The organism is Adlercreutzia sp. ZJ242 (assembly GCF_011038995.1).
Classification (GTDB): Bacteria; Actinomycetota; Coriobacteriia; order Coriobacteriales; family Eggerthellaceae; genus CAAEEV01.
The window spans coordinates 1-23,417 of sequence record NZ_JAAKEE010000006.1; the positions used below are offsets into that span (position 1 = coordinate 1).

Sequence of the window (23,417 nt, forward strand, 5' to 3'; positions counted from 1 at the left end):
GTGCAAGGCGGTGCCAGCGCCTTGCACCCTTCAACTCTTCGCTTCCGATACGCTGTGGTATCCGCGTTATCGGAAATCGTCGTCAATAGATTTACTCGGAAGCAGACATCAAGCATGAGAGCAGCAGCATGAAATCGCAATACCCCAGGTCAGGGTAGGAGAGCAACACGACTTACCACCTAAGTTGTGTTGCCGGGCCCAAAATGGAGGCAGAAATTGCAAAAACAACACCAGATTCAGAAAAGCCCGATTGTGTTCATAAGGACAAGCGGAGGTGGTCGGTGCCGACGGCAAGGAGCTTGTGAGCGTAGTGTGCCGCGAATTCTCGGGCGAGGACGGCATTCGCAAGTTCAGGGATTTCTGCGAGGTTCATGAGATGCGAACGACGTTGTGTCTCCTCTGACGAGGAAGTCGGACGATGCAAGATCTGAAAAAGATGCTCCAAGAAGCGATACTCGCAGCGAAGAATGGGGTTTTCGGATCAGCCGTGATCGAGCGATCTGAGAAGAAGGCAACTCCCCGTGCTTTCGGGGAGGCCTTTGGGGACTTCCACGAGGCAAAGGAGGACGCCGAGATGGCGGAGGTCGTGTGTGAGCGTGAGAAGCGGGAGCGCTACCTCAGCAAGTTCCAGGGTTGTCTTGTGGGCGGGGCGGCTGGCGACGCGCTCGGGTTCGCCGTCGAGTTCATGTCGAGAGAGTCGATGATCGCGAAATACGGCAGCGGCGGGATTCGCTGCTACGCCTATCCAAAAGGGCGCCCGCCCGCGCCAATCTCCGATGACACGCAGATGACGCTCTTCACGGCGGCTGGCATCCTGGAAGGTTCGACCCGCGGCAGCTTGCGAGGCGTCGCGGGGCCTGCTTGCAACTATGCGCACAGGGCCTACCTCGACTGGCTTAAAACCCAGGAGCCTGAATTCGACGGAAACCCAGGTAGCACGTGGCTCCTGGCGGTGCCGGAACTGCATGTCCTGAGAGCCCCTGGTCGCACCTGCCTTTCGACGCTGCGCTCGGGGCGCGTGGGAACGATGGAAGAGCCGGTGAACGACAGCAAGGGCTGCGGCGGGGTGATGCGAGTTGCGCCATGGGGCCTGTTCGTGCGCGGGGACTTCGGCGATGATGCGGTGCGCGAGGGTGCGGCCATCGCCGCTGTGACGCATGGGCATCCGCTGGGGTGGATTCCCGCAGGCGTGTTGTGCTACATCGTGAATCGCTGCTGCTTCGGCGTGTCGGAGGGCTGCGATCATCCGGCGCTCGAATTGCGTCGCATCGTGGGAGAGTGTGTCGAGAGGCTGCCAGCTTGGTTTCCCGAGCAGAAGGAATACGCTGGAGAGATGGCCGACCTGTTGCGCCAGGCTCTGCTTTGCGCTGCGGATGGCGCTTCCGACAGCGAGAGCATTGCGCGTCTTGGGCAAGGCTGGGTTGGCGAAGAAGCGCTCGCGATCGCCGTATATGCGGCTGTTCGCCATGCCGACGATTTCTCTGGTGCGATTATAGCGGCAGCCAATCATGACGGAGACAGCGACTCGACCGCCGCGATATGCGGCAACATCGTGGGGGCTCTGCTGGGCTATGGCGCCATCGACGAAGAGTGGACGCGGGACCTGGAGCTTCACGGTCTGATCATGGAAGTTGCCAAGGATCTTTGCGATGACTGTCCCATGGACGAATACGGCCATTATCGCGATGAGGAATGGCTGGCGAAATACGGTGGCTCTGTCAGGGGGCGCTGGCCATGAACGATATGCTACGCGGGAATGTCTAGAGGCGAAAGCATGAATACGTCAAACGATGAAGTTCATGGCGGCTCTTTCGTATCAACCAGTGGTGTATACTGTATCTACTACCAGTAGATACGCTAGAAGGGAACGCCTGACATGTGCATGACCACGGCGGCTCAGCGGACCAGGATCTCTTCGTGGGGCAACTCCGAGGCCGTGCGAATCCCCAAGGGCATTCTCAAGGCGGCGGGGCTCTCCGCGGGGGATGACGTTGACGTGGCGGTCAACGAGCGCGGGAACATCGAGCTCGTCCCCAAGGAGCGCGCTCATCGGCGCGTCCGTCCGGCGCGTCACGTCACGTACGAGTCCCTCTTCGCAGGTTACGAAGGAGACGCGCGGGCTGACTCGGCTTGCGCGTGGCCTGACGCCATGGCTGGCGCCGAAGGAAGGGCGTGGGGGCTGTGATCTGCGAGCAGGGCGACGTCGTCTCCATCAACTTCGACCCCTCGAAGGGCCATGAGCCCGCGTATCGCCACTACGGCGTCGTGCTCAGCCCCTGGCACGTCAACAAGATGTGCGCGCTCACGCTGATGGCGCCAGTGACGTCGGTCGACAACGGATACCCGCTCCACGTGAAGATAGCCGACGGCAACGCTGTTCGCGGCTTCGTGCAGTGCGAGGCCATCAGGGCCATGGACTTGGGCGCGCGGGAGGCGGAGGGGGCGGTCGAGGTCGTTGGCGCGCTGGATGACGACACGCTTGCCCAGGTCATGGCCACGGTGCTCGTGGTGCTGGGGCTTGAGGAGCTCTAGCGTGTCAGCCGCTTCTTTCCGGACATAATCAGGACATGCTCTATAATTATCAAGACATGTCCTGTTTCTGTCTTATTATGAGGGTAATTAAAGACTAATTATCAAAGGATAGCCATGGCTGCTCTGCGTGAGATTCCCAAAAGCGAAGACCTCGACTGCGAGTTCAAAAGTGATCTAAAGAAGCTTTCGGATAATGAGCTTGTTGACACTGTTATTGCTCTTAGCAATACGAAAGGCGGTGTTATATACCTGGGGGTTGAGGACGACGGAAAACCGACGGGGATTCACAAAGATCATGCCGACGTTGTTGGGCTGTCAGCGCTTGTGTCCAACAGAACCATGCCCCCCGTTTCTGTTCGTGCTGCTATGTTGCAGTTGTCTGCAGATGGGTTGCCGGACGAGAACGGCGTGAAGGTCATGTCCATCGAAGTGCCAAGATCGATCGCGATCGTCGCTTCGACGGATGGGAAGATCTTGCGGAGGCGACTCAAGGCAGATGGAACTCCAGAAAGCGTTCCGATGTATCCGTACGAGATAATCACGCGTCTCTCGACCATCGGGCAGCTTGATTACTCGTCATTTCCCTTGCCTAATGCGAATATAGACGATTTCAGCAGAGAAGAGCTGACTCGATTGAGGGATATTCTCTTCCGAAATCGCAACAACGGTGACCAGTCTCTCCTCGAATTGCCCGACGACGAAATGTTGAGCGCGCTCCGCATGATCACGGTGGTGGACGGGAGAGCGGTTCCCACGGTTACCGGGATTCTTCTTGCGGGAAAGCCTGAGGCAATCTCTCGATGCATGCCCACCTCGGGCGCCACATTCCAAGTGCTTGAGGGAACCGAGGTGAGGGTCAACCAGGATTTCGATCAGCCCTTGCTCTACACGATTGAGAAGATGAGGGAGATGCTAGATCCGTGGAATCCCGAACGGGAATACGAAGCGGGACTGTTCAGGCAGTCAGTGCCCGAGTTCGATCGCAGGGCATTTAGAGAAGCGCTTGTGAACGCCTTTGGGCATAGGGATTACGCCGCCCTGGGCAGGGTCCGCGTTCTCATCGACGACGAAGGGCTCACTATTTCAAATCCGGGAGGATTTGTGGAGGGTGTCACTATAGACAACCTGCTAACCGTTGAGCCTCATGGACGAAACGAGTGTTTGATGGGTGCGCTCAAAAGAATAGGTCTCGCAGAAAAGACCGGCCGTGGAGTCGATCGGATTTACGAGGGGTCTCTCTACTGCGGACGGCCTCTTCCGGATTATTCTGCATCGACGTCGGCCAGCGTGGTGGTTTTCATTGCAAGGAGCGCTCCGGACAAACTGTTCATGAGGATGATCAACGAGGAACAGGAGAGGGCGGGACGGCCTCTTTCCCTGAGAGCGCTGCTTGTTCTTGATGCTCTAAAAAGACAGAGGAGACTTACGGTGGCTGACCTGCGCTCTCAGCTTCATGCAACTGACTCGGTGACACGCGCGACGGTCGAGAACCTTGTCGAAGCGGGGCTCGTCGAAGGAATCGGAAATACGAGCAATCGCTCTTATATGCTCAGCAGCAAAGTATACGCACGTTCGGGTAAGAGCACGGATTTCGTGCGCCAATCTGACATTGACAGGGTCAGATACCCGGAACTCATAATGAAGCTTGCTCGCCAGCAAGGTGGAAAGGTTATAAGACGGGATGTTGAGGAACTCCTGCATTTGAGTGAGAAGCAGGCGTATCGCGAGCTCTCGAAGCTTGTTGACGAAGGGAGTCTCAAGTCCGCCGGGCGTGGACGGGGGTCCCATTACAGTGTTGTTTAGTGGCCGGACAATCAGGACATAATCAGGACAGAAACAGGACATGTCCCGATTAATTAAGACATGTCCTGATTATGTCCGGAAACGTCCTGTTTTCTTCCCTGCCTCGTGTGCTTTCATGCTGGCAGACGTTCGCCGAAGAGGAATAACTGACGGTGAAGTAATGGTCGCTCTCGCGCTGGCGTGGGGTTGGCGGTTATCTGGGGTGACGGTTCTTGAAGTGAGGAGCTTGCGGTATGCCTTGTTACATTGTGCGGAATGACCTGTGCCGCATGCGGGTTGACGTGGTGGTCTGTCCGGCTAACGCGGCGCTTCGGATCGGCGGTGGGGCTGGCGAGGCCGTCGCGCGCGTGGCGGGGCTCGCCCAGCTGCAGGCGGCATGCGACGCCGTCGGGTCCTGCGCGGTGGGCGACGCGGTGGCGACGCCCGCGTTCGACTTCCCGGCGCGCAGCATCGTGCACGCGGTGGGGCCCGTGTGGCGCGGCGGCACGCGCGACGAGGACGCGCAGCTCGCCTCCTGCGTGACGCGCTCGCTCGCCCTCGCCGCCGAGCAGGGCGCCGCGACGGTGGCGCTCCCGCTGATCTCCGCGGGCTCCTACGGCTTCCCGCCGCGCCGCGCGTTCGACGTGACCATCCGCGCCATCAGGCGCTTCCTCGAGGACCACGACCTGCACGTGTACCTGGTGCTGTTCGACCGCGAGTCGGTGGCGGCGGGCAGCGAGCTGCTCGGGTCGGTGGCGGAGTACGTCGACGACGTCTACGTGCGCGAGCACATCCTAGAGGGTACGTGCGTCCTCGGCGGCGCGCCCTGGCGCGGGGCGCCCCGCGGGTTCGCTGCGCCAGCCCCGCAGTCCGCCGCTGCGCCGTGCATGCCCTCGACTCCCGCCTCGCGATCTGCTGCGCCGTGCATGCCCTCGGCTCCCGCTTCGCAGACCGCCGCTTCGGGCCTGCCCTCCGGCCCTCCAGTCGCCGCCTTCCCCACCGGTTCCTTCGACACCTCTGACCTGCGAAAGCGCATCGCCTCGCTCGACGAGTCGTTCGCCGCCACGGTCCTGCGCCTCATCGACGAGCGCGGCCTGACCGACGTGCAGGTGTACAAGCGCGCCAACATGAGCCGCCAGCTGTTCGCCAAGATTCGCAAGGACGACAACTACCGCCCCGCCAAACGCACCGCCTGCGCCCTGGCCATCGCGCTCGAGCTCAGCCTCGCCGAGGCGCGCGACCTGCTCGCCCGCGCGGGCTTCGCGCTCTCCCACAGCAGCAAGGCCGACGTGATCGTGGAGTACTTCCTCGTCAACGGCATCTACGACATCTTCAAGGTGAACGAGGCGCTCTACGCGTTTGACCAGCCCCTTCTCGGATAGCAGCAGGGAAGCGCGGCGAAGGGGGCGACAGCTGTCGCAGCCGTCCGTTCGTGAGATCATACGCCCCTCTCCGTATCTGGCGGGACCTGTGGCTGCCGGTGTCGCCAAGGTGGTTGAGCAAACGGGCTGGCGAGCGAAAACCCGTCAGATAGACTAAAATGGAAGGAAATTAGTCTACGCTCTAGTCTATGTTCTAGTCTACGGAGGCGCCATGATCAGATCGCTTGACGAGATGCCTTCCCTTGTCCGGGGACTCCTCTCCGACGTTGAGACCGAAGTCGTCGAATACAAGGAAGCGAAGCGGAACTTTGACTTCGAGAGCATCGGCAGATACTTCTCCGCTCTCAGCAACGAGGCGAACTTGAGGAACGCCGAGTGCGGGTGGCTTCTCTTCGGTATCACGAACGAGCGAGGGGTGTGCGGAACGGCATACCGCAAGGAGTCGTCCCGCCCGAGCGTCGGCCTGAGAAACCTCAAGCAGGAGGTCGCCCAGCATCTCAACGAGGGGCTGACCTTTGAGGAAGTCTACGAGTTTGACCTTGAGGGGAAGCGAGTCGTTGCCTTCCAGATCCCGCCATGTGGATTTGCGACGCCGACCACGTGGCGCGGAATTCCGTGGTCGCGCGAGAACGAAGCGCTCAAAGAGATGCCGAGGTTCAAGCTCGAAGCAATATGGGGGCAGTCGCGTCCCGACTGGTCGAGACAGATAGCCTTCGAAGCAGAGTTTGGCGATCTCGATCCAGACGCTGTCGAGTTCGCCTGTGAAAGGTTCGTTGAAAAGCACGGGGGCAGCCAGCCGGCGATCAGGCAGCTTTCCCGTGAGGAGATGCTGCGCAAGATGGGTCTTCTGATTCACGGAAGGGTGACCAATGCCGCGCTCGTCCTGCTGGGTCGATCCGAGTCCACCGCATTTCTCAGCGGGTCCTCTCCGAAGATTACCTGGACGCTGTACTCGTCCGATGGGAGGCCCGAGGCGTACGAGCACTTCGACCCTCCGCTCATCCTCCAAGTGGACAAGGTGCTGGGGAAGATCAGGAACGAGCGTTACCGCTACTTCAACAGTGAAGCAACGCTGTTCCCGACGCTCGCGAACAAATATGACCCCGAGGCCATTCGCGAGCTGCTCCACAACGCGATTGCTCACCAGGACTACAGGCAAACCGGCAAAGTGAATGTGCTTGAGTACGAGGACAGGATCGTGTTCATGAACGAGGGGTCGTTCATACCCGGAACCATCGAGAAGGCGATAGAGCTTGGGTACAGGCCCCCGTACTACCGCAACAGGCTGCTGTCCGATGCAATGGCGAAGACTGACATGATAGACCAGAATGCCATCGGGATACGAAACGTCTACGAGATCCAGAGGGGCCGCATGCTCCCCCTCCCGACTTACGACCTATCCGACCCCGGCAGGGTTGCTGTCACCATATACGGCAAAGTGCTGAGCGAATCGTATACGCGACTGCTGGCAGCTGAGCCTGGGATGGACTTCGATACCGTATTCCTGCTCGACCTCGTGCAAAAGGGAAGGCCCATCACCAAAGAACAGGGGAGGGCGCTGAGGTCCCGAGGCCTGGTGGAAGGCCGATACCCCAACCTCATTATCTCGTCAAGAGTTGCGGGCATAATCGGTACTCACGAAGAGTATGTCAGGCAGAAGGGGCTTGACACGAGCATCTGCAAGGAGCTGATAGTGAAGCTTCTCAGGACGCGCCCGTGCTCGCGGGCGGAGATAGTCTCGGCGATCGACCATGCGCTGCCGGACGGGATGAGCGACAACCAGAAGAAAAAGCACGTAAGCTACCTCCTCCAAGAGTTGAGGAAAGACCAGCGCGTGAGGCCGGAAGGCTCTAGGGGAAGCGCCGTCTGGGTTCTAAACTAGAGATAGACTAGTAGGTCGGTGGGTTAGTCTGCTGATCGTAGTCTGTTTCGCGCGCGTTCGCGAATGTCGCTTCGCGGTTTACCTATTGCGCTGCCTGCTTCCGCATAATGCTCGCTGTAAGCGACGAGCACGGTCTGACCAGGCTTGATCCGACTTGGTTTAGCCGAACGCGGCCAACCCGGTTCGGTCAAGCTTGGCCTACAGCCAACTCGGTTCGGCTAAGCGCAGCCAACCTGGTTCGGGCGGCTCGGCGAAGAGGCGACGGAAAGGAAGCGCATCATGAAGAAGGGTCTGACGGAGCTGGTTTTCGTTCTCGACCGCAGCGGCTCGATGACGGGGCTCGAGAGCGACACGATCGGCGGCTTCAACGCGGTGCTCAAGAAGCACCAGGAATGCGAAGGCGAGGCGGTGGTGTCGACGGTGCTGTTCGACAACGTGACCGAGGTGCTGCACGACCGCGTCAGCGTGCGGGACGTGAAGCCCCTCACGGGGGCGGACTACCAGGTGCGCGGCTGCACGGCGCTGCTCGACGCGGTGGGCGGGGCCATCCGGCACATCGAGCGCGTGCAGCGCTACATGCCCGACGAGTACAAGGCGGAGCACGTGGCGTTCGTCATCACCACCGACGGACTGGAGAACGCGAGCACGCGCTACACGTACGAGCAGGTGAAGCGCGCCATCGAGCGCAAGCAGGAGGATGGCTGGGAGTTTCTGTTCATGGGCGCGAACATTGACGCCGCGGCTGAGGCGGCTCGGATCGGCATCCGCGCCGACCGCGCCGCAACCTACGTGGCCGACACCCAGGGCACGAGCGTCGTCTACGAGGCCATGGCGGACGCGACGTGCTGCCTGCGCGCTCACGCTGCCGTCCCTTCCGCCTGGGCGGCTCCCATCGAGCACGACCGCGCCTCGCGAAAGGCGTAACGCCGCCCGCCTCTCGCTCCCGCTCCGCGCTAATGAGAACGCGAGAGACTTGCAGGGCGTGAGGCGCGGGCAGCGTCTCACTGCCCGCGTCGCGCGTCGGCCGTTATCGAACTGCGAAACTTGCTTTTATCAAACGATAGAAGTAAGTTTCGCAGGTTTCTCGCTTGCGCTCGATATTTCCAAACAGTGACATTGCGTTGCGTCGTATGGCCGGAGTGTTTCACGTGAAACACTCCGGGGGGGGGCGGAAGCCGGGCGCGCGACTCGTTTTTCGCCGCTCATTGTCTCGTTGCCGGTCTTTCGTCGCGTCTGCCAGCTTTCGTCGGTCGCCGCGCCCGCCGTCTTTCGTAGTCAGTTCGCCCTTCGTCGCTTTCGCTGAGCATGCTTCCGTCTCCTGCCGCTCTGGCAGACGAGCACGTTGTCATGCGGGGTCGAACTTTTTGAAAGACTAAATCCGTTGGCGACTCACTGGCACGCGTATGTTGCGGATGACCTTGAGGACCTCGACGCCCCTCTCGATCCCTTGCTCTCGCGACATCCGCTTCGCCTCCATGACTCGCTCGACGGCCTGGGTCGGATCAAGCGAGTGGTACGGGTAGTAAAGCCTTCGCAGCTCGCGAGCTCCGATGGCGGCGTAGGCGCTCTTGCTTGACGACCCCGTGGCGCAGCACCAGCAGCGGTAGAAGAACCCCATCCAGTGCATTTCGTTTGCTGAGTAGGTCTCGCTGCCGTAAGGACCGGCGGCGTAAGAAGCCTCGACGGTTTCGATAATCTGCTCCAAGCTGTTCGACTCGAAGGGGAATCCCCCCTCGTCCATTCGCCTGGCGAGGTCCGACCTCATAAATCGCCTGACGAACACGGCAGAGCCGCTTGTGCTCAAGCGCGTCGAAGCTTCGAAGATATCAGCTTGCGTTCTGCAGAGCTTGCGTTGGGCCTCGCTGAGCTCGATCATGAGAGGATCTCCTCGATGTAGAGCCCTTGTCCGCGAAACTGGCGCTTGGCGACTTTGACTTTGGCGCTTCCGACGACGGCCTCCGATTTGCGCGAATCGAGGTAGAAGAGCTTCTCCTCGTCCGCGAGAAAACAATGTTCTTCCAGGTGAACCTGGCTTAACGCGCGATCGTTCAGGAACACGTACTGGTTTCCGAGGTTCGTTGCCGAAAGGCAGTGCTGGCATTGCTCGTCAGTGATTTCGCCATCTATGAAGCTGTCGATGATCTCGAACATCCTGTTGTCTGCGATAGGGGCTACAACGTAATCCACGCTGCCCACGTTGTCTCGGAGGCTGCGAACGAGCTGATGGTCGGCGTAGCTTGCGAGACGGCCCCTAAACCAGGCAATGGTGAGCATCCACTCCTGATTGACGTGGAAGACGCGCTTCCTGAGCCCCGAAGGATCGAATCCGGCAATGTACACGGACGACAGGGGATAGCCGGCTACGAACATGGCGGACTGCTCAAGGCTTTCTCCGCAGTAAAACCCTCGGCCAAAGTCATTGTTTGGGCGCGATCGGCTAACGGAAAGGTCGCCTTCAATGGTTGACTTGGCTCCATGGAAGACGATGATGCGCCCTGTTGCCTCGAGGAGCTCTTTGTGGAGCTGCGCCTTGATCGCGTTGAGCCTGAGTCCCTTCGAGAAAGCGAAGCCATAGAAAGACATGAGGCTCCTCGCAGAGGGCTCGCTCTTTCCCGCCAGCCACCTGCTGATCGTTGCTGGACCCATGTTGATTTCGCGGGCAAGTTCTTCGGTGCTCAATCCGAGGAGCTCTTTCACGAGCCTTATGTCGTCGGCAACTCGGTAGTCCGTCATGGCGCCTTCTTCCGCAGACGTGGCGAGCTCTTTTGCGATTCCTATTGTATCAAACTTACTTATATCATTCGATATGAGTAAGTTTTTGCCAGTTGCTTGCCGGCGGACCTCACCGTCCCCGCCCGCAACACCCCTGTTCTCGCTGGCCCCGCGCCCGCCCCTACATCCCGCCGCCCCGCTCCTCCCACCCTCGCCCCGCTCCCGCGAATGTTTCACGTGAAACATTCGAGGCCGGCTGCGCCCTCGTTCGCACCTATACTATACTGTGAGGTTGCGGAACAGGGCGCTTTCCGTTCCCTGACGCTCGAATGACGAAAGGACGAACCATGCCGAGTACTGTGCTCGTCGGCGCCCAGTGGGGCGACGAAGGCAAGGGCAAGATCACTGACCTCATCGCAAGCGACTTCGACTACGTCGTGCGATTCCAAGGGGGCAACAACGCCGGACACACCGTCATCCACGGCGACAAGAAGCTGGCGCTGCACCTCATGCCCTCGGGCGTCATGTACGAGAACGCCGTGCCCGTGATCGGCAACGGCGTCATCATCGACCCCGGCGTGCTGGTGAAGGAGATGGCCATGCTCGAGGCCGAGGGCATCTCGTGCAAGCGCCTCAAGATCTCCTGCGACGCGCACGTCATCATGCCGTACCACAAGGACCTCGACGGCGCCGACGAGAAGCGCCTGGGCTCCAACCAGATCGGCACCACCAAGCGCGGCATCGGCCCGTGCTACCAGGACAAGGCCGCGCGCAAGGGCATCCGCATCCAGGACCTGCTCGACGAGAAGATCTTCCGCCTGAAGGTGGAGACGGCGCTCGCGCAGAAGAACCCCATCCTCGAGAAGATCTACGGGCTGCACACCTACACGGTCGAGGAGATCTGCGACGAGTACCTGCCGTACGCGCGCATCCTCAAGCCCTACATGGAGGAGACCGCCCAGCTTCTGAACCGCGCGCTGCGCGAGGGCAAGAACATCCTGTTCGAGGGCGCGCAGGGCACGCTGCTCGACATCGACCACGGCACCTACCCCTACGTCACCTCGTCGAGCTGCTGCGCCGGCGGCGCGGCCACGGGCACGGGCGTGGGCCCGGTGAACATCAACCGCGTGCTCGGCATCCAGAAGGCCTACGTCACGCGTGTGGGCGGCGGCCCCTTCCCCACGGAGCTCACCTTCCCCGAGGACGGCGGCACCGGCCAGGACGCCGTCGACGGCGAGACGCTGTGCAGCGTGGGCCACGAGTTCGGCGTGACCACGGGCCGCAAGCGCCGCTGCGGCTGGTTCGACGCCGTGATCGCGCGCTACGCCGCCGAGGTCAACGGCCTCACCGACGTGGCGCTCACCAAGCTCGACGTGCTGAGCGCCTTCGACACCATCAAGGTGTGCGTGGCCTACGAGTGCGACGGCAAGCGCTACGACTACTTCCCCATGCAGCAGAGCGTGCTGTTCCACGCGAAGCCCATCTACGAGGAGCTTCCCGGCTGGAAGGACGTCGACATCACCCAGTGCAAGACCTACGGGGAGCTGCCTGAGAACACGCGCAAGTACGTCGAGTACCTGGAGGAGATCACCGGCGTGCCCATGTCCATCGTGAGCGTGGGCCCCGACCGCGACCAAACGATCATGCGAGGATGGTAGCCGGTCTCGCTTGCAGGGCGGATGCGGTTTCGGAAAGGAACGACATGAACATTCTGGTACTGGGCTCCGGTGGGCGCGAGCACGCGATCACCTGGGCGTTGGGCAAGTCCCCCCGCGTCGACGCGCTGTACGTGGCGCCGGGCAACGGCGGCACCGAAGGCGTGGCGAAGGCGAGGAACGTCGCCGTCGACATGATGGACGCGGAGGCGGTGCTCGCGTTCGCGCGCGAGCATGCGGTTGACCTGGTGGTCGTCGGCCCGGAGGCCCCGCTCGTGGCGGGCGTGGCCGACGAGCTGCGTGCGGCGGGCGTGGCCGTGTTCGGCCCGAACGCCGACGGCGCGCAGCTCGAGGGCTCCAAGGCGTACTCCAAGGCGTTCATGGCCGCCAACGACATCCCCACGGCGGCCTACGCGCAGTTCGACGCCGCCGAGCCCGCGCTCGCCTACGTGCGAGAGCAGGGCGCCCCCATCGTCATCAAGGCCGACGGCCTGGCGGCGGGCAAGGGCGTCGTGGTGGCCGAGACGCTCGCGGACGCGGAGGAGGCCGTGCGCGCGTGCTTCGACGGCGCGTTCGGCGAGGCCGGCTCGCGCGTGGTCGTCGAGGAGTGCATGACGGGACCGGAGTGCTCGCTTCTGTGCTTCGTCACGAACGGCAAGTCGTTCCCCATGGCCCCGGCGCAGGACCACAAGCGCGCCTACGACGGCGACAAGGGCCCGAACACGGGCGGCATGGGCGTGTACTCGCCGGTGCCCATCGTGACCGGCGACGAGATGGCCGAGATGGTGCGCATCATGGACGCGGCCGCGGCGGCCACCGCGCGCGAGCCGTTCGGCCTCGACTACCGCGGCACGCTCTACGGCGGCTTCATGCTCACGCCGAAGGGGCCGCGCGTGGTGGAGTTCAACGCGCGCTTCGGCGACCCGGAGACGCAGGTGGTGCTCCCGCGCCTCAAGAGCGACCTGGCGGAGGTCATGATGGCCGTGGCCGAGGGCCGCGCCGCCGACGTGGAGCTGGAATGGTCCGACGCGTGGGCGGTGTGCGTGGTGCTCGCGAGCGAGGGCTACCCGGGATCCTACGAGAAGGGCAAGGTCATCCTCGGGATCGAGGAGGCCGCGGCGCTCGACGGCGTGACGGTGTTCCACGCGGGCACCAAGACCAACGCCGACGGCGAGCTCGTCACCAACGGCGGGCGCGTGCTCAACGTGGTGGCGCTCGGCGAGACCTTCGAAGAGGCCCGCGACCGCGCCTACGAGGCGTGCGGCCTCATCAACTTCGAGGGCAAGCAGCTGCGCAGCGACATCGGCGCGAAGGCCCTGCGCGGCCGCGGCGCGTGGGAGTAGCCCATGCTGTCCGAGCGAATGCTCTCGACGGTCGTCCGGGAGTGCACCAAGAGCTACCTGAACCTCAAGCCCGTGACCGAGGACCGCATGCCCGCGCCCGTGCCCGGGCAGCGCTACATGCTGTACATGCACGTGCCGTTCTGCGAGCGGCTGTGCCCGTACTGCTCGTTCAACCGCTTCCCGTTCGCGGAGGACCGCGCGCGCCCGTACTTCGCGAACATGCGCCGCGAGATGCTCATGCTCAAGGACCTCGGGTATGACTTCGACAGCGTCTACATCGGCGGCGGCACGCCCACCATCCTGCTCGACGAGCTGTGCGACACCATCGACCTGGCGCGCGAGACGTTCTCCGTCAAGGAGGTCTCGAGCGAGACGAACCCGAACCACCTGATCCCGAGCTACCTGGACAAGCTGCAGGGGCGCGTGCAGCGCCTCTCCGTGGGCGTGCAGAGCTTCGACGACGGCCTCCTCAAGCAGATGGACCGCTACGACAAGTACGGCAGCGGGCAGGAGATCCTCGAGCGCATCCAGGACGCGAGCCCGTACTTCACCTCGATGAACGCCGACATGATCTTCAACTTCCCGGCGCAGACCGAGGACATCCTCATCCGCGACATCGAGCGCGTGATCGAGTCGGGCGCGAGCCAGACCACGTTCTACCCGCTGATGGCGAGCCCGAGCGTGGAGAAGTCGCTCGCGCGCACGGTGGGCAAGGTGGACTACGTCCGCGAGCAGCGCTTCTACGAGATCATCTGCGAGCTTCTGACCGGCGAGCTGCCCGGCGTGGAGGTGGCCGGCGGCAAGGTCGGCGCCCAGGGCGAGCGCGGGCTGTTCGAGCACGGCAGCGCCTGGACGTTCAACCGCCGCGGCACGGGCGCCGCGGGCGAGGAGGCCATGATCGACGAGTACGTGGTCGACTACGAGGAGTACCCGGCCATCGGCTCGGGCGGCATCACGTATCTGGGGAAGAGCCTGTACGTGAACACGTTCTCCGTGCGCGACTACAACGCCGCCATCGAGGGCGGGCGCATGTCGATGATGGGCAAGGCCACCTTCACCAAGCGCAACCGCATGCGCTACCGCTTCATGATGCAGCTGTTCGGCCTGCGGCTCGACAAGCGCCAGTTCAAGCGCGACTTCGGCTGCTCGGTGGAGGCGGGGCTGCCCGTCGAGATGGCCTTCATGGCAGCGTCGGGCGCGTTCGCCGTGAACGACGACGAGGAGCTGACGCTCACGCCCAAGGGCCGCTACCTCATGGTGGTGATGATGCGCCAGTTCTTCATCGGCGTGAACAACCTGCGCGACCAGGCGCGCGCGGCGCTCACGGGCGAGGAGCGTGAGCTGATCTTCGGATAATGATATTCACCGCCCTCATATACCTCGCGTTTGCAGCGCTGCTCGTGACGGCGGCCGTCGCCGACATGCGGACGCTGCGCATCCCCAACCAGCTGGTGGTGGGCCTTGCGGGGCTGTGGCTGGTGTGGCGGGTGGGCCTCGGGATCGGCGGCGTGATCGTGGGCGCCGACTTCGTGACGGCGATGATCGCCCACGCGCCGTTTCGGGGCGTGTCGCTCGCGGACGGCATCGTGGGCTCCGTGGCGCTCGGCGGCGGGCTTCTGCTGGTCACGGTGGTGTACGAGGCGGTGTCGAAGAAGCGCGCCATGGGCGCCGGCGACATCAAGCTCCTGACCATGGTGGGGCTGTTCTTGGGCCTCGAGCGCGGCGTGCTCTGCCTGCTGGTGGCCTGCGTGGCGTTTCTGCTGTCGGCGCTCGTGCTGCCGCACACCCGCTGGGGCGAGAAGGACCTCGCCGCGGCGGAGTCGGGCTACCCCATCCTGCGCGAGTTCCCCTTCGGCCCCGCCATCGCCCTGGGGTCGGCCCTCGCGCTGTTCGTGCCGTAGGGGAGAGGGGGCGCGCGGGCAGCTTGCGGGTGGCGCTGGGTCCGTGTGGCTTGCGTGGCCGGCCAGGCGTTTCGCGATGCGCCGAAAAAAAGTCCTTGCCAACGAGCGCACGAGGCGCTAGAATATATCACCGCGTCAGAAACGGAAGTTTCTCGCCTTTGGTCGGGTAGCTCAGTTGGTAGAGCAGCGGACTGAAAATCCGCGTGCCGAGGGTTCAAGTCCCCCTCCGACCACCATCAATTGCAAGAGCCCCTCGCCGAGGGGCTCTTTTGCTACCGCGTCCCGCCGAACCGTACTGAGTCGTATCGAGTCGCTGAGTCTGAGGAAGCAGGTTTCATCTCGCTGGAGGAGCGTCACAGCCAGGATCTCTTCGCGCGCTTGGGCATGACGGCGCGTGATTGGGCTGCGCTTCTGGGGATCTCCGCGGTGGTTGCCGTGCTCGGCGTGCTCGGCGTCTCGTACGTGGTGGGGCAGGGCTGGCCGCTGTTCGACGGCCCGACCGCCGTCTTGCTCTGCGTCGCCTCCACCGTTGTCGCGGGCGTGTGCCTGCTGGCGGTCGACCAGGGGCTGTTCCGCGTGGCCACCCGCTGCCGCGCGGACGAGGAGGGCGCTGGCGAACTCGCTGCGGGCGCGCCGGCCGCAGCCCCCGCGTCCGAGCCAGCTGCCGACTCCGCCGCCCCCGCGCCCGGGGCCGCCTCTGTGCCTGTGTCGGCCGCAGCCCCCGCCTCCGCCTTCGCAACCGCCCCCGCCCCCGAGCCGGCTGCCGATCCCGCCGCCCCCGCTCCCCCGCGCCCGCCGCTCCTCGCGCGGCTCGCCCCCGCGTGGCGCCCGCGCAGCATCGCGCTGTTCTCGCTGGTCATGGCGCTGTTCTGGCTTCCCTGGCTCATCGCGAACTACCCGGGCGGCACCTACTGGGACACCTACTACCAGATCTTCCAGTGCTACCCCGAGAACCATCCCATCGCCATCATCCCGTACGCGGAGTGCTACGACAACACGCTTACCGACGCTTACTTCTGCGATCACCACCCCCTCTTCGACACGCTGATCTACGGTGCGTTCGGCATGGCCTCCGACGCGCTCACGGGCAACTGGATGGCGGGCGTGTTCACGTTCGTGTGCCTGCAGGGCGCCGCGCACGTGGTGGCGTTCACCGCGGCGGTGGCCTACCTGCGCGCGCGGCGCTGCCCGCTCGTGCTGTGCTTCGCGGCGTACGCGTTTCTCTGCCTGATGCCGTTCGTGTCCACGTGGGCGCTGTGCATGGTGAAGGACAGCCTGTTCGGGCTGTTCTACATCCCGTACCTCATCATGCTGTTCGAGGTGGTGCGCACGCGCGGCGAGGCGCTCGAGCGCACGCGGACCGTGGCGCTGTTCGCGCTCGTGGCGCTGCTGCTGTGCCTCACGAAGAAGACGGGCCTGTACGTGGTGGTGCCCACGGCGCTCGCGGCGGCGTGGGTGTACCGCGCGCATTGGCAGCCGCTCGTCGCGCAGGCGCTCCTCTGCGCGGCGGTCATGGGCGCGCTGCTGCCGATGCTGGTGTTTCCGCTGCTCAACGTGGCGCCAGGCGGCAAGCAGGAGGTGCTCGGGCCGCTCTTCCAGCAGACGGCGTACTACGTGACCTACTACGGCTACGACGTGACCGACGAGGAGCGCGAGGCCATCGACGCGCTGCTCGAGTACGACAACCTCCCCAGCCAGTTCACGTTCGACTTCCAAGACGAGGTGAAGTACCGCTACAACCTCGACGCATCGACGGCCGACATCGTGCGCTACCTGCAGACGTGGGCGGCCCAGGGGCTGCGCCATCCCGACGCGTATCTGGGCGCGCTCATGTCGCTCGCGGGGTTCTACACCGCGCCGGTCGCGCCGGCCAACATCCGCATGGTCACGGTGGACACGCACATGGGCCCCGACGACCGCTACATGCTGTGGAACCCCGACGAGCTCGACTGGCTGCGCAACGGCATGGCCGACGTCTACGACGCCATCGCCCACGTGCCCGTGCTCGACCTGCCGCTTCTGGTGGTGGTGTACGCGCTCTGGCTGCCGGCGGCGCTGCTGTTCGTCATGTGGCGCCGGCGCCTGTGCTGCAGCGTGCTTCTGATCCCGGCGATCGTGCTGCTGGGGTTCTGCGTGATCGCGCCCGTGTTCGACGCGCGCTACTGCGTGCCCCTCTTCGACGGCGCGCCGCTCCTCGTGTGCATGATGGCGGTGCTTTTGCGGGCTGACGTGGCGCGCAGGCCCCGCCGCGCCGCGCCTGCGCCCGCAAATGCGCTACCATGGTCTCCGTTGGCAAATTCGCCGGCGGGGTCGCCGGCAGACGCGCGAAGGAGGAACGATGTCGGAGGTTCAGGAGACGCCGCTGGTCGGCATCATCATGGGGTCGCAGTCGGACATGGCCGCGATGGAGCCGTGCATGGAGCAGCTCAAGGCGTTCGGCGTGCCGTACGAGGTGAAGGTGGCGAGCGCGCACCGCAAGCCCGAGGTCGTGCACGCGTGGGCGTCCGGCGCGCACGAGCGTGGCATGAAGGTGATCGTGGCGGCGGCGGGCAAGGCCGCGCACCTCGGCGGCGTGGTGGCCGCGTTCACGCCGCTGCCGGTGATCGCCGTGCCCATGAAGACCTCTGACCTGGGCGGACTTGACTCGCTGCTCTCCATGGTGCAGATGCCCTCGGGCGTGCCGGTGGCCACCGTGGCCATCAACGGCGCGAAGAACGCCGCCATCCTGTCCGTGCAGATGATGGGCACGGGCGACGCGTCCATGCAGCAGAAGATCATCGACTTCAAGCGCGCCATGGCCGAGGCGTAAGGGCGGCGGGCGGCCCGGTGGGTGACGGCGAGTTGCTGGCCCGGCAGAGCGGCGAGCGACAGGCGGCTTGGCGGGCGGTGAGCTGCGGCGAGTAGCCGGCGCCCTGCCCGGCTGGTGGGCGAGTAGGCGACGACAAGCAGCCGACGCTGGTCCGGCAGGGCGACAGGCGGCTTGGCGGGCGAGGCATTTGAGGATCGGAAGGGCTCCAAGAAGGCATTTTCAATCACAGAGGCAGGCCGTGCAGATTTCCGAGGCGATTTTGGCAGAAATCTTCAGATATTTGTCAATATCGAGGTCCGTTGGGAGCTTCTGCGCGAGCTCTTGATTATGAGAAAATGCAAAAAGGCAGGTCAGAACTATAGGCATATGCAACTGACGTGCGAACAAGCAGAAAGACCCCTGTCGGGTTGCCGGAAATCGACAAAGATCTGAAGATTTCTGCCAATTTGCCGAGTTTTTTTTGCACGGGGTTGTTGATGGAGCTGTCGGGGCCCGGTAGGCCGCCGACGCTCAGCCCGCTGGCCCGGCAAAGCGGTGCGAAGGGGCGCGAGGGGTCGCGCAAGATGTGAAGGAAAGCGGAATGACGAAGAAGCTGTTGATGGGGAACGAGGCGTTCGCCCACGCGGCGCTCGAGGCGGGCGTGCGCGTGGTGGCGGGCTATCCGGGCACGCCGTCGTCGGAGGTCATCGAGACGGTGGCGAAGCGGCATGCGGCGGGCGCGGCGCGCGGCGTGCACGTGGAGTGGTCGACCAACGAGAAGGCGGCCCTCGAGGTGGCGGCGGGCGCGGCGTACTGCGGCGCGCGCGTGCTGTTCACGTGCAAGCAGGTGGGCCTCAATGTGGCGAGCGACGCGCTTATGTCGCTCAACTACGTGGGCGTGCGCGGCGGCACGGTGCTGTTCGTGGCCGACGACCCCGGCCCCATCTCCTCGCAGACCGAGCAGGACACGCGCCGCTTCGCCGCCTTCGCGAAGGTGCCGGTGCTCGATCCCTCCACGCCCGACGAGGGCTTCGCCATGATGAAGGCGGCCTTCGAGCTGTCCGAGCGCTACCACACGCCGGTGATCGTGCGCCCCACCACGCGCATCTGCCATGCGTCGACGTTCTTCGACGTGGCCGACGAGACCGAGGCGCGCCCCGTCCCCGAGGACGGCTTTGCGAAGGACCCGAAGTGGGTCATCTTCCCGCGACGCAGCTTCGAGGCGCACGGCGAGATCAACGAGCGCTTGTGCGAGATCGCCCGCGACTTCGCGGAGGATCCGGCGTTCGCGGCGTTCAACGTCGTGGTCGAGGGGGGCAGCGTGAGCGCTGCCGCCGGCGTGGCCGAGATTGAGGTTGCGGCCGCCAGCGGCTCGCAGGCTCCCGCTTCTGTCGCTGAGCCCGCCAGCGACTCACCTGCGGCCCCCGCCCCCGCCCCCGCCCCTGCTCCGCGGCTCGGCATCCTCGCGGGTGGCGTGTCGGCGGCGTACGCGCGCGAGGCGCTCGCGATCATCGAGCGCGAGGCGCGCGCCGTCGGCGCGGCCGTCCCCGCGTACCGCTTCATGCAGGTGGGCACGCCCTACCCCTTCCCGGCTGATGCCGTGGCGCGCTTCGCCGAGGGGCTTGACGCCGTGCTCGTGCTCGAGGAACTCGACTACGTGCTCGAGGACGAGCTGCTCAGGCTCGCGGGTGCGCGCCGGCTGTCGGTGCGCGTGCTCGGCAAGCTCACGGGCGACGCGCGCGACCGCGGCGAGAACACCACCGAGGACATCGCCCTGCGCATCGCGCGCTTCTTCGACGTGCACGCCTTCTCGACCAAAGGCGCGAGAAACACGCGATCTGATACCGGAGAGGCGCGCAGCGGCGTCGCGACGGACACGACGCTCAGCAAAACCGCAGGTCAGAATTTGGGCGAGGACGCGTCTTCCGCTTCGGAAGGAGAAAACGGCACACGCGCGGTATCAGAACGCGCATTTCTCGCGCCTTTGGTCGAGAAGGCGTGCGCGGAGGTCGCATCCGCGCGCTACGAGGGGCCGCTGCCGGTGCGCCCGCCCGTGCTGTGCGCGGGCTGCCCGCATCGCGGCAGCTTCTACGCGGTGAAGCGCGCGCTCGGCAAGCGCGACGCGGTGCTGTGCGGCGACATCGGCTGCTACACGCTCGGCAACGCCAAGCCGCTCGACGCCGTGGACACCTGCCTGTGCATGGGCGCGGGAATCACCATGGCGCAGGGCTTCGCCGTGGCCGAGCCGCACAAGAAGCAGGTGGCGTTCGTGGGCGACTCCACGTTCTTCGCGAGCGGGCTCACGGGCATCGTGAACGCGGTGTACAACGGCCACGACATCACGGTGGCGGTGCTCGACAACGCCACCACGGCCATGACCGGCTCGCAGCCGCACCCCGGCACGGGCGTCACGCTCATGGGCCCCAAGCGCAAGCCGGTGAGCATCGAGGGCATGCTGCGGGCCATGGGCGTGGAGCGCATCACGTTCGCCGACCCGCTGAACTTGGAGGAGTCGCTCGGCGCGGCGCGCGAGGCCATCGACTTCGAGGGGCCGTCGGCCGTCATCTTCCGCTCGCCGTGCATCCAACTGAAGAAGCCCGAGCCTGCGGTGCTCATCAGCGCCGATGCGTGCACGGGCTGCAAGAAGTGCATCACCGAGATCGGCTGCCCGGGCATCGGGTTCGACGCCGACGCGCAGGGCCCGCGCAGCAAGGGCCGCGGCCAGGCGTTCGTGGACGCGAGCCTCTGCAACGGCTGTGCGCTGTGCACGCAGGTGTGCCCCTTCGAGGCGATCACGGTAGCGGCGGCGAACGGGGCGAATGAGGAAGCGGCGCCAGCGATAACGGAAGGCGCGAAGGCGCCGGCGACAACGGAAGGCGCGAAGGAGCTGACGGCAGCGGAGAGTGCGAAGGATCTGGCGGCAACGGATGGTGCGAAGGAGCTGGCGGCAGCGGAAGGCGCGAAGGCATCGGCAGGATCGCAGGGCGCGCCAAGCGCGGTAGCGGAAGGAGGCGCCCGATGATCAACGTGTTGCTGACGGGCGTGGGCGGCCAGGGCACGGTGCTCGCCGCCAAGGTGCTCGCGCAGGCGGCGCAGAGCAAGGGCTGGCAGGTGCGCACGGCCGAGACGATCGGCATGGCGCAACGCGGCGGCAGCGTGATCTCGCACGTGCGCATGGGCAGCGACGGCGAGCAGGTGCATGCGCCGCTGCTCACGCGCGGCACGGCCGACCTCGTGATCGCGTTCGAGCCCGGCGAGGCGGCCCGCGTGCTGCCCTTCCTCGCGCCTGACGGCGTGCTGGTCACGGCCACCACGCCGGTGCAGCCGGTGACGGCGGCGCTGTCGAAGGAGCCCTATCGAGCGGCGGACGTGCTGCGCGGCATCAAAGGCGCCCTCGGCGCGCGCCAGGTGCTCGTGCCCGTTGACGACGCAGCCCTCACGGAGCAGGCGGGCAATCGCAAGGCGCTCAACACCGTGCTTCTGACCTGCGCCATCGCGCAGGACCACATCCCCGTCACGGTCGAGGAGCTGAAAGGCGCGCTCGCCGCCTGCGTGAAGCCGCGCTTCGTGGAGATGAACCTGCAAGCCGTGGACAAGACCCTGCAAGCCGTGGGCTAGGCCCGCACGACCCTCACTGCTCGCTAGTCCTAAGGCGTGAAGCGTTTGCTCTTAAGGGCGCCCACCTTCTGAACCATCTTCTGAATCGCGCTCGAGCCTCCGGGACGCTTTCGTGAACACCTTGCCCTTGTCCCTCTGGTCGATGACGATGATCTGGACTACCTCGACGCGGCCTTCGCGCAGCCTGAACACGATGCGGATGCCGCTGGCTCGAAGCTTCAGCTCCTTGCAGCCCGCGAGCTTGCCGGCCAGCGGCTTTCCGATCTCATCGGCGCGCAGGGCGAGGCGGGCAATCCCCTTGTCGACCATCGCGCGCGCCGATCCGTCCAGCGCAAGGTACTCTTTGCGGGCTGCCCCGTTGAAGAACTCGACTTTGAAGCGCGCGCTCGTCATGCGAAGAGCTCCGAGTCGGGGATGGGGTCGGTGACTTCGTCTTCAACCAGCTTTGCGAACTCATCGTCCCCGATGACCTCTTCGACGGGTATCCCCCTGTGATCTGGGTCGGCGTCGCCCTCTGCCAGTCTCATCGCTGCGATGGCGTAAAGGCGCTCCTCCCGCAGGCGCTCGAGCTCAACTGCCATCCGCTCGAAATCGTCGAAGCCGACGATCACCGTGTCGATCCCGTCGTTTCGATCAGAGACGAACAGTGGCGAGCTCTTGGCGCGGCGGCGCATCTCCCCGAAGTTCTTGCTCGCTTGCGTAGAGGTGACCACCTGGTCACGCCCGAACGCAACTTTTCCTTCTATCACGGCTACCATTGAAACCCCGTTTCTCGCTGACTTTGATCCGTATTTTAACATGCGTAGCATACGTAGATAAAAGAGACCAGCAAGGCCCTGCAACCCTTTTTGCGCGGGTTGGTTGCAATTGTTAGCACCCCACTGCGTTAATAATTCAACCCACCCCCTCCTTGCACGCTACCAAGCGCGCTGCCGACGCAGAACACCACGCGAGAGCTCGGGATGGTCAGAGGTCAGAGAGGGGAGCGGACGTGGCAACAGGCTGCCAGCCTAGAGGAAATGCTCCACGTACTCCTGGGCGCTGAGGCGCTTGATGCGGGAGCGGGCGAACGCCTTCTCGTCGCGCGAGATGACGAAGTCGACCTGGGCGGCCTCGGCGCAAGCGCGCACGATGCCGTCCTCGAAGTCGGGCTCGTTCGAGGTGATGGCGGTCTGGCATGTCACCAGGTCAACGGGGCACACCTCGAAGTCCTCCATGACGGCTTGGACGTAGAGGCGCGCATCGGCCTCCCCCATGTGCCTCGTGAGGACGTAGTAGAGGTCCTTGAGCGAGGTGGCGCACACGCAGGCGGACACCTCGTAGTCGGCGACGGCCTCGGCGATGGCGGCGGCTGCGTCGAAGTTGGGGTGGCGCGCCATGGCCAGGTCGAGCATGACGTTCGTGTCTATGAGGAGCTTGTCACTCATAGCGCGCCGCCAGCAGCTCCTTGATCTGGGCATCGCTCATGCGGCTCACCTCGCTCTCGCCATGCTTGGCGGTGAGCGCCTTCATGGTCTCGATTCCCCGCCGAGGCTTCGGCGCGCGCGGCGTGGGCGGCAGCTCGCCCGTCTCGCAGATGTAGTCCACCACCAGCGTCCCGCAGTATTGCCCGAAGGACATGCCGTGCTCGCGCCGCGCGACGGAGTCGGCAAAGCGCAGCTTGTCCTCCTCGACGCGACTCGAAAACGTCCTGCTCGCCATGCGCCCTCCTTTCCACCTGTCGGCAGTGTATATCAGAAATGTAAACGTGTAAACAACAGCTATGCGAAAGACCTGCCGTTTCTGGCGAACGTCGTTGGCAAGATGAGCTGAGCTTGCGAGC

At 64.4% G+C, this 23,417-nt stretch carries 20 protein-coding genes, 1 tRNA gene and 1 pseudogene; 16 read left to right on the top strand and 6 right to left on the bottom strand.

The window, feature by feature from the left end:
* Nucleotides 1–418 precede the first annotated feature (418 nt).
* The 7 genes from G7Y49_RS02830 (at nucleotide 419) to G7Y49_RS02860 (ending at nucleotide 8,502) form a co-directional block, all read left to right on the top strand.
* On the top strand, nucleotides 419–1,738 hold the full coding sequence (locus G7Y49_RS02830) for an ADP-ribosylglycohydrolase family protein (protein WP_165171023.1): 1,320 nt from the start codon (nucleotides 419–421) through the stop codon (nucleotides 1,736–1,738).
* A 138-nt stretch (nucleotides 1,739–1,876) separates the two neighbouring features.
* On the top strand, nucleotides 1,877–2,185 hold the full coding sequence (locus G7Y49_RS02835) for an AbrB/MazE/SpoVT family DNA-binding domain-containing protein (RefSeq protein WP_165171025.1): 309 nt from the start codon (nucleotides 1,877–1,879) through the stop codon (nucleotides 2,183–2,185).
* Nucleotides 2,173–2,532: a type II toxin-antitoxin system PemK/MazF family toxin gene (locus G7Y49_RS02840; protein ID WP_241157239.1), complete on the top strand. Its 360-nt coding sequence runs from the start codon at nucleotides 2,173–2,175 to the stop codon at nucleotides 2,530–2,532. The genes G7Y49_RS02835 and G7Y49_RS02840 overlap by 13 nt, the downstream gene beginning before the upstream one ends.
* A 114-nt stretch (nucleotides 2,533–2,646) precedes the next feature.
* Nucleotides 2,647–4,335, top strand: a complete 1,689-nt coding sequence (locus tag G7Y49_RS02845) for an RNA-binding domain-containing protein (protein WP_206214533.1) — start codon at nucleotides 2,647–2,649, stop codon at nucleotides 4,333–4,335.
* A 233-nt stretch (nucleotides 4,336–4,568) separates the two neighbouring features.
* Nucleotides 4,569–5,696, top strand: coding sequence for a macro domain-containing protein (locus G7Y49_RS02850; protein ID WP_165171027.1), 1,128 nt, complete (start codon nucleotides 4,569–4,571; stop codon nucleotides 5,694–5,696).
* 211 nt (nucleotides 5,697–5,907) lie between these two features.
* Complete coding sequence (locus G7Y49_RS02855; protein WP_165171028.1) at nucleotides 5,908–7,578, top strand: RNA-binding domain-containing protein; 1,671 nt, start codon at nucleotides 5,908–5,910, stop codon at nucleotides 7,576–7,578.
* Nucleotides 7,579–7,857: 279 nt separating this feature from the next.
* Complete coding sequence (locus tag G7Y49_RS02860; RefSeq protein ID WP_165171029.1) at nucleotides 7,858–8,502, top strand: vWA domain-containing protein; 645 nt, start codon at nucleotides 7,858–7,860, stop codon at nucleotides 8,500–8,502.
* Between the two features lie 448 nt (nucleotides 8,503–8,950).
* Here the strand turns inward: G7Y49_RS02860 and G7Y49_RS02865 are convergent, their stop codons facing one another.
* Both G7Y49_RS02865 and G7Y49_RS02870 read right to left on the bottom strand, forming a co-directional pair.
* Nucleotides 8,951–9,454, bottom strand: a complete 504-nt coding sequence (locus tag G7Y49_RS02865) for a hypothetical protein (protein ID WP_165171030.1) — start codon at nucleotides 9,452–9,454, stop codon at nucleotides 8,951–8,953.
* Nucleotides 9,451–10,311 carry a DUF3990 domain-containing protein gene (locus tag G7Y49_RS02870; protein ID WP_165171031.1) on the bottom strand — a complete coding sequence of 287 codons (861 nt, stop codon included), beginning with the start codon at nucleotides 10,309–10,311 and terminating at the stop codon, nucleotides 9,451–9,453. Before G7Y49_RS02870 ends, G7Y49_RS02865 begins: the two co-directional genes overlap by 4 nt.
* A gap of 326 nt (nucleotides 10,312–10,637) precedes the next feature.
* Between G7Y49_RS02870 and G7Y49_RS02875 the strand changes: the two genes are divergently transcribed.
* The 9 genes and pseudogenes from G7Y49_RS02875 (at nucleotide 10,638) to G7Y49_RS02910 (ending at nucleotide 21,595) form a co-directional block, all read left to right on the top strand.
* On the top strand, nucleotides 10,638–11,948 hold the full coding sequence (locus tag G7Y49_RS02875) for an adenylosuccinate synthase (protein ID WP_165171032.1): 1,311 nt from the start codon (nucleotides 10,638–10,640) through the stop codon (nucleotides 11,946–11,948).
* Between the two features lie 44 nt (nucleotides 11,949–11,992).
* Nucleotides 11,993–13,288 carry a phosphoribosylamine--glycine ligase gene (purD, locus tag G7Y49_RS02880; RefSeq protein WP_165171033.1) on the top strand — a complete coding sequence of 432 codons (1,296 nt, stop codon included), beginning with the start codon at nucleotides 11,993–11,995 and terminating at the stop codon, nucleotides 13,286–13,288.
* Nucleotides 13,289–13,291: 3 nt separating this feature from the next.
* Nucleotides 13,292–14,644: a radical SAM protein gene (locus tag G7Y49_RS02885; RefSeq protein ID WP_165171034.1), complete on the top strand. Its 1,353-nt coding sequence runs from the start codon at nucleotides 13,292–13,294 to the stop codon at nucleotides 14,642–14,644.
* Nucleotides 14,644–15,189, top strand: a complete 546-nt coding sequence (locus G7Y49_RS02890) for a prepilin peptidase (RefSeq protein ID WP_165171035.1) — start codon at nucleotides 14,644–14,646, stop codon at nucleotides 15,187–15,189. Before G7Y49_RS02885 ends, G7Y49_RS02890 begins: the two co-directional genes overlap by 1 nt.
* A gap of 160 nt (nucleotides 15,190–15,349) precedes the next feature.
* Nucleotides 15,350–15,425: transfer RNA gene (locus tag G7Y49_RS02895), tRNA-Phe, on the top strand.
* Nucleotides 15,426–15,573: 148 nt separating this feature from the next.
* A pseudogene (locus G7Y49_RS12190) lies at nucleotides 15,574–17,400 on the top strand (DUF6020 family protein); the annotation flags it as partial.
* Between the two features lie 127 nt (nucleotides 17,401–17,527).
* Nucleotides 17,528–17,998 carry a 5-(carboxyamino)imidazole ribonucleotide mutase gene (purE, locus tag G7Y49_RS02900; RefSeq protein WP_165171037.1) on the top strand — a complete coding sequence of 157 codons (471 nt, stop codon included), beginning with the start codon at nucleotides 17,528–17,530 and terminating at the stop codon, nucleotides 17,996–17,998.
* A 580-nt stretch (nucleotides 17,999–18,578) separates the two neighbouring features.
* On the top strand, nucleotides 18,579–20,999 hold the full coding sequence (locus G7Y49_RS02905) for a thiamine pyrophosphate-dependent enzyme (RefSeq protein ID WP_165171039.1): 2,421 nt from the start codon (nucleotides 18,579–18,581) through the stop codon (nucleotides 20,997–20,999).
* Nucleotides 20,996–21,595: an indolepyruvate oxidoreductase subunit beta gene (locus G7Y49_RS02910; protein ID WP_165171041.1), complete on the top strand. Its 600-nt coding sequence runs from the start codon at nucleotides 20,996–20,998 to the stop codon at nucleotides 21,593–21,595. Before G7Y49_RS02905 ends, G7Y49_RS02910 begins: the two co-directional genes overlap by 4 nt.
* 51 nt (nucleotides 21,596–21,646) lie before the next feature.
* Here G7Y49_RS02910 and G7Y49_RS02915 read toward each other — a convergent pair whose 3' ends face one another.
* The 4 genes from G7Y49_RS02915 to G7Y49_RS02930 all read right to left on the bottom strand — a co-directional run bounded on the left by G7Y49_RS02915 (nucleotide 21,647) and on the right by G7Y49_RS02930 (nucleotide 23,296).
* Nucleotides 21,647–21,988 carry a type II toxin-antitoxin system RelE/ParE family toxin gene (locus G7Y49_RS02915; protein WP_165171043.1) on the bottom strand — a complete coding sequence of 114 codons (342 nt, stop codon included), beginning with the start codon at nucleotides 21,986–21,988 and terminating at the stop codon, nucleotides 21,647–21,649.
* Nucleotides 21,985–22,353: a type II toxin-antitoxin system Phd/YefM family antitoxin gene (locus tag G7Y49_RS02920; RefSeq protein WP_165171045.1), complete on the bottom strand. Its 369-nt coding sequence runs from the start codon at nucleotides 22,351–22,353 to the stop codon at nucleotides 21,985–21,987. Before G7Y49_RS02920 ends, G7Y49_RS02915 begins: the two co-directional genes overlap by 4 nt.
* 252 nt (nucleotides 22,354–22,605) lie before the next feature.
* On the bottom strand, nucleotides 22,606–23,022 hold the full coding sequence (locus G7Y49_RS02925) for a PIN domain-containing protein (protein WP_165171047.1): 417 nt from the start codon (nucleotides 23,020–23,022) through the stop codon (nucleotides 22,606–22,608).
* On the bottom strand, nucleotides 23,015–23,296 hold the full coding sequence (locus tag G7Y49_RS02930) for a hypothetical protein (RefSeq protein ID WP_165171049.1): 282 nt from the start codon (nucleotides 23,294–23,296) through the stop codon (nucleotides 23,015–23,017). Before G7Y49_RS02930 ends, G7Y49_RS02925 begins: the two co-directional genes overlap by 8 nt.
* Nucleotides 23,297–23,417: the final 121 nt, after the last annotated feature.

Excerpts from the sequence above, each read along its gene's own strand:
- G7Y49_RS02850 (WP_165171027.1), top strand. The coding sequence starts at position 4,569 with ATGCCTTGTTACATTGTGCGGAATGACCTGTGCCGCATGCGGGTTGAC.
- G7Y49_RS02845 (WP_206214533.1), top strand. The coding sequence starts at position 2,647 with ATGGCTGCTCTGCGTGAGATTCCCAAAAGCGAAGACCTCGACTGCGAG.
- G7Y49_RS02835 (WP_165171025.1), top strand. The coding sequence starts at position 1,877 with ATGTGCATGACCACGGCGGCTCAGCGGACCAGGATCTCTTCGTGGGGC.
- G7Y49_RS02920 (WP_165171045.1), bottom strand. The coding sequence starts at position 22,353 with ATGGTAGCCGTGATAGAAGGAAAAGTTGCGTTCGGGCGTGACCAGGTG.
- G7Y49_RS02890 (WP_165171035.1), top strand. The coding sequence starts at position 14,644 with ATGATATTCACCGCCCTCATATACCTCGCGTTTGCAGCGCTGCTCGTG.
- purD (WP_165171033.1), top strand. The coding sequence starts at position 11,993 with ATGAACATTCTGGTACTGGGCTCCGGTGGGCGCGAGCACGCGATCACC.
- G7Y49_RS02930 (WP_165171049.1), bottom strand. The coding sequence starts at position 23,296 with ATGGCGAGCAGGACGTTTTCGAGTCGCGTCGAGGAGGACAAGCTGCGC.
- G7Y49_RS02830 (WP_165171023.1), top strand. The coding sequence starts at position 419 with ATGCAAGATCTGAAAAAGATGCTCCAAGAAGCGATACTCGCAGCGAAG.
- G7Y49_RS02885 (WP_165171034.1), top strand. The coding sequence starts at position 13,292 with ATGCTGTCCGAGCGAATGCTCTCGACGGTCGTCCGGGAGTGCACCAAG.
- G7Y49_RS02915 (WP_165171043.1), bottom strand. The coding sequence starts at position 21,988 with ATGACGAGCGCGCGCTTCAAAGTCGAGTTCTTCAACGGGGCAGCCCGC.
- G7Y49_RS02875 (WP_165171032.1), top strand. The coding sequence starts at position 10,638 with ATGCCGAGTACTGTGCTCGTCGGCGCCCAGTGGGGCGACGAAGGCAAG.
- G7Y49_RS02865 (WP_165171030.1), bottom strand. The coding sequence starts at position 9,454 with ATGATCGAGCTCAGCGAGGCCCAACGCAAGCTCTGCAGAACGCAAGCT.
- G7Y49_RS02925 (WP_165171047.1), bottom strand. The coding sequence starts at position 23,022 with ATGAGTGACAAGCTCCTCATAGACACGAACGTCATGCTCGACCTGGCC.
- G7Y49_RS02910 (WP_165171041.1), top strand. The coding sequence starts at position 20,996 with ATGATCAACGTGTTGCTGACGGGCGTGGGCGGCCAGGGCACGGTGCTC.
- G7Y49_RS02860 (WP_165171029.1), top strand. The coding sequence starts at position 7,858 with ATGAAGAAGGGTCTGACGGAGCTGGTTTTCGTTCTCGACCGCAGCGGC.
- G7Y49_RS02870 (WP_165171031.1), bottom strand. The coding sequence starts at position 10,311 with ATGACGGACTACCGAGTTGCCGACGACATAAGGCTCGTGAAAGAGCTC.
- G7Y49_RS02855 (WP_165171028.1), top strand. The coding sequence starts at position 5,908 with ATGATCAGATCGCTTGACGAGATGCCTTCCCTTGTCCGGGGACTCCTC.
- purE (WP_165171037.1), top strand. The coding sequence starts at position 17,528 with ATGTCGGAGGTTCAGGAGACGCCGCTGGTCGGCATCATCATGGGGTCG.
- G7Y49_RS02905 (WP_165171039.1), top strand. The coding sequence starts at position 18,579 with ATGACGAAGAAGCTGTTGATGGGGAACGAGGCGTTCGCCCACGCGGCG.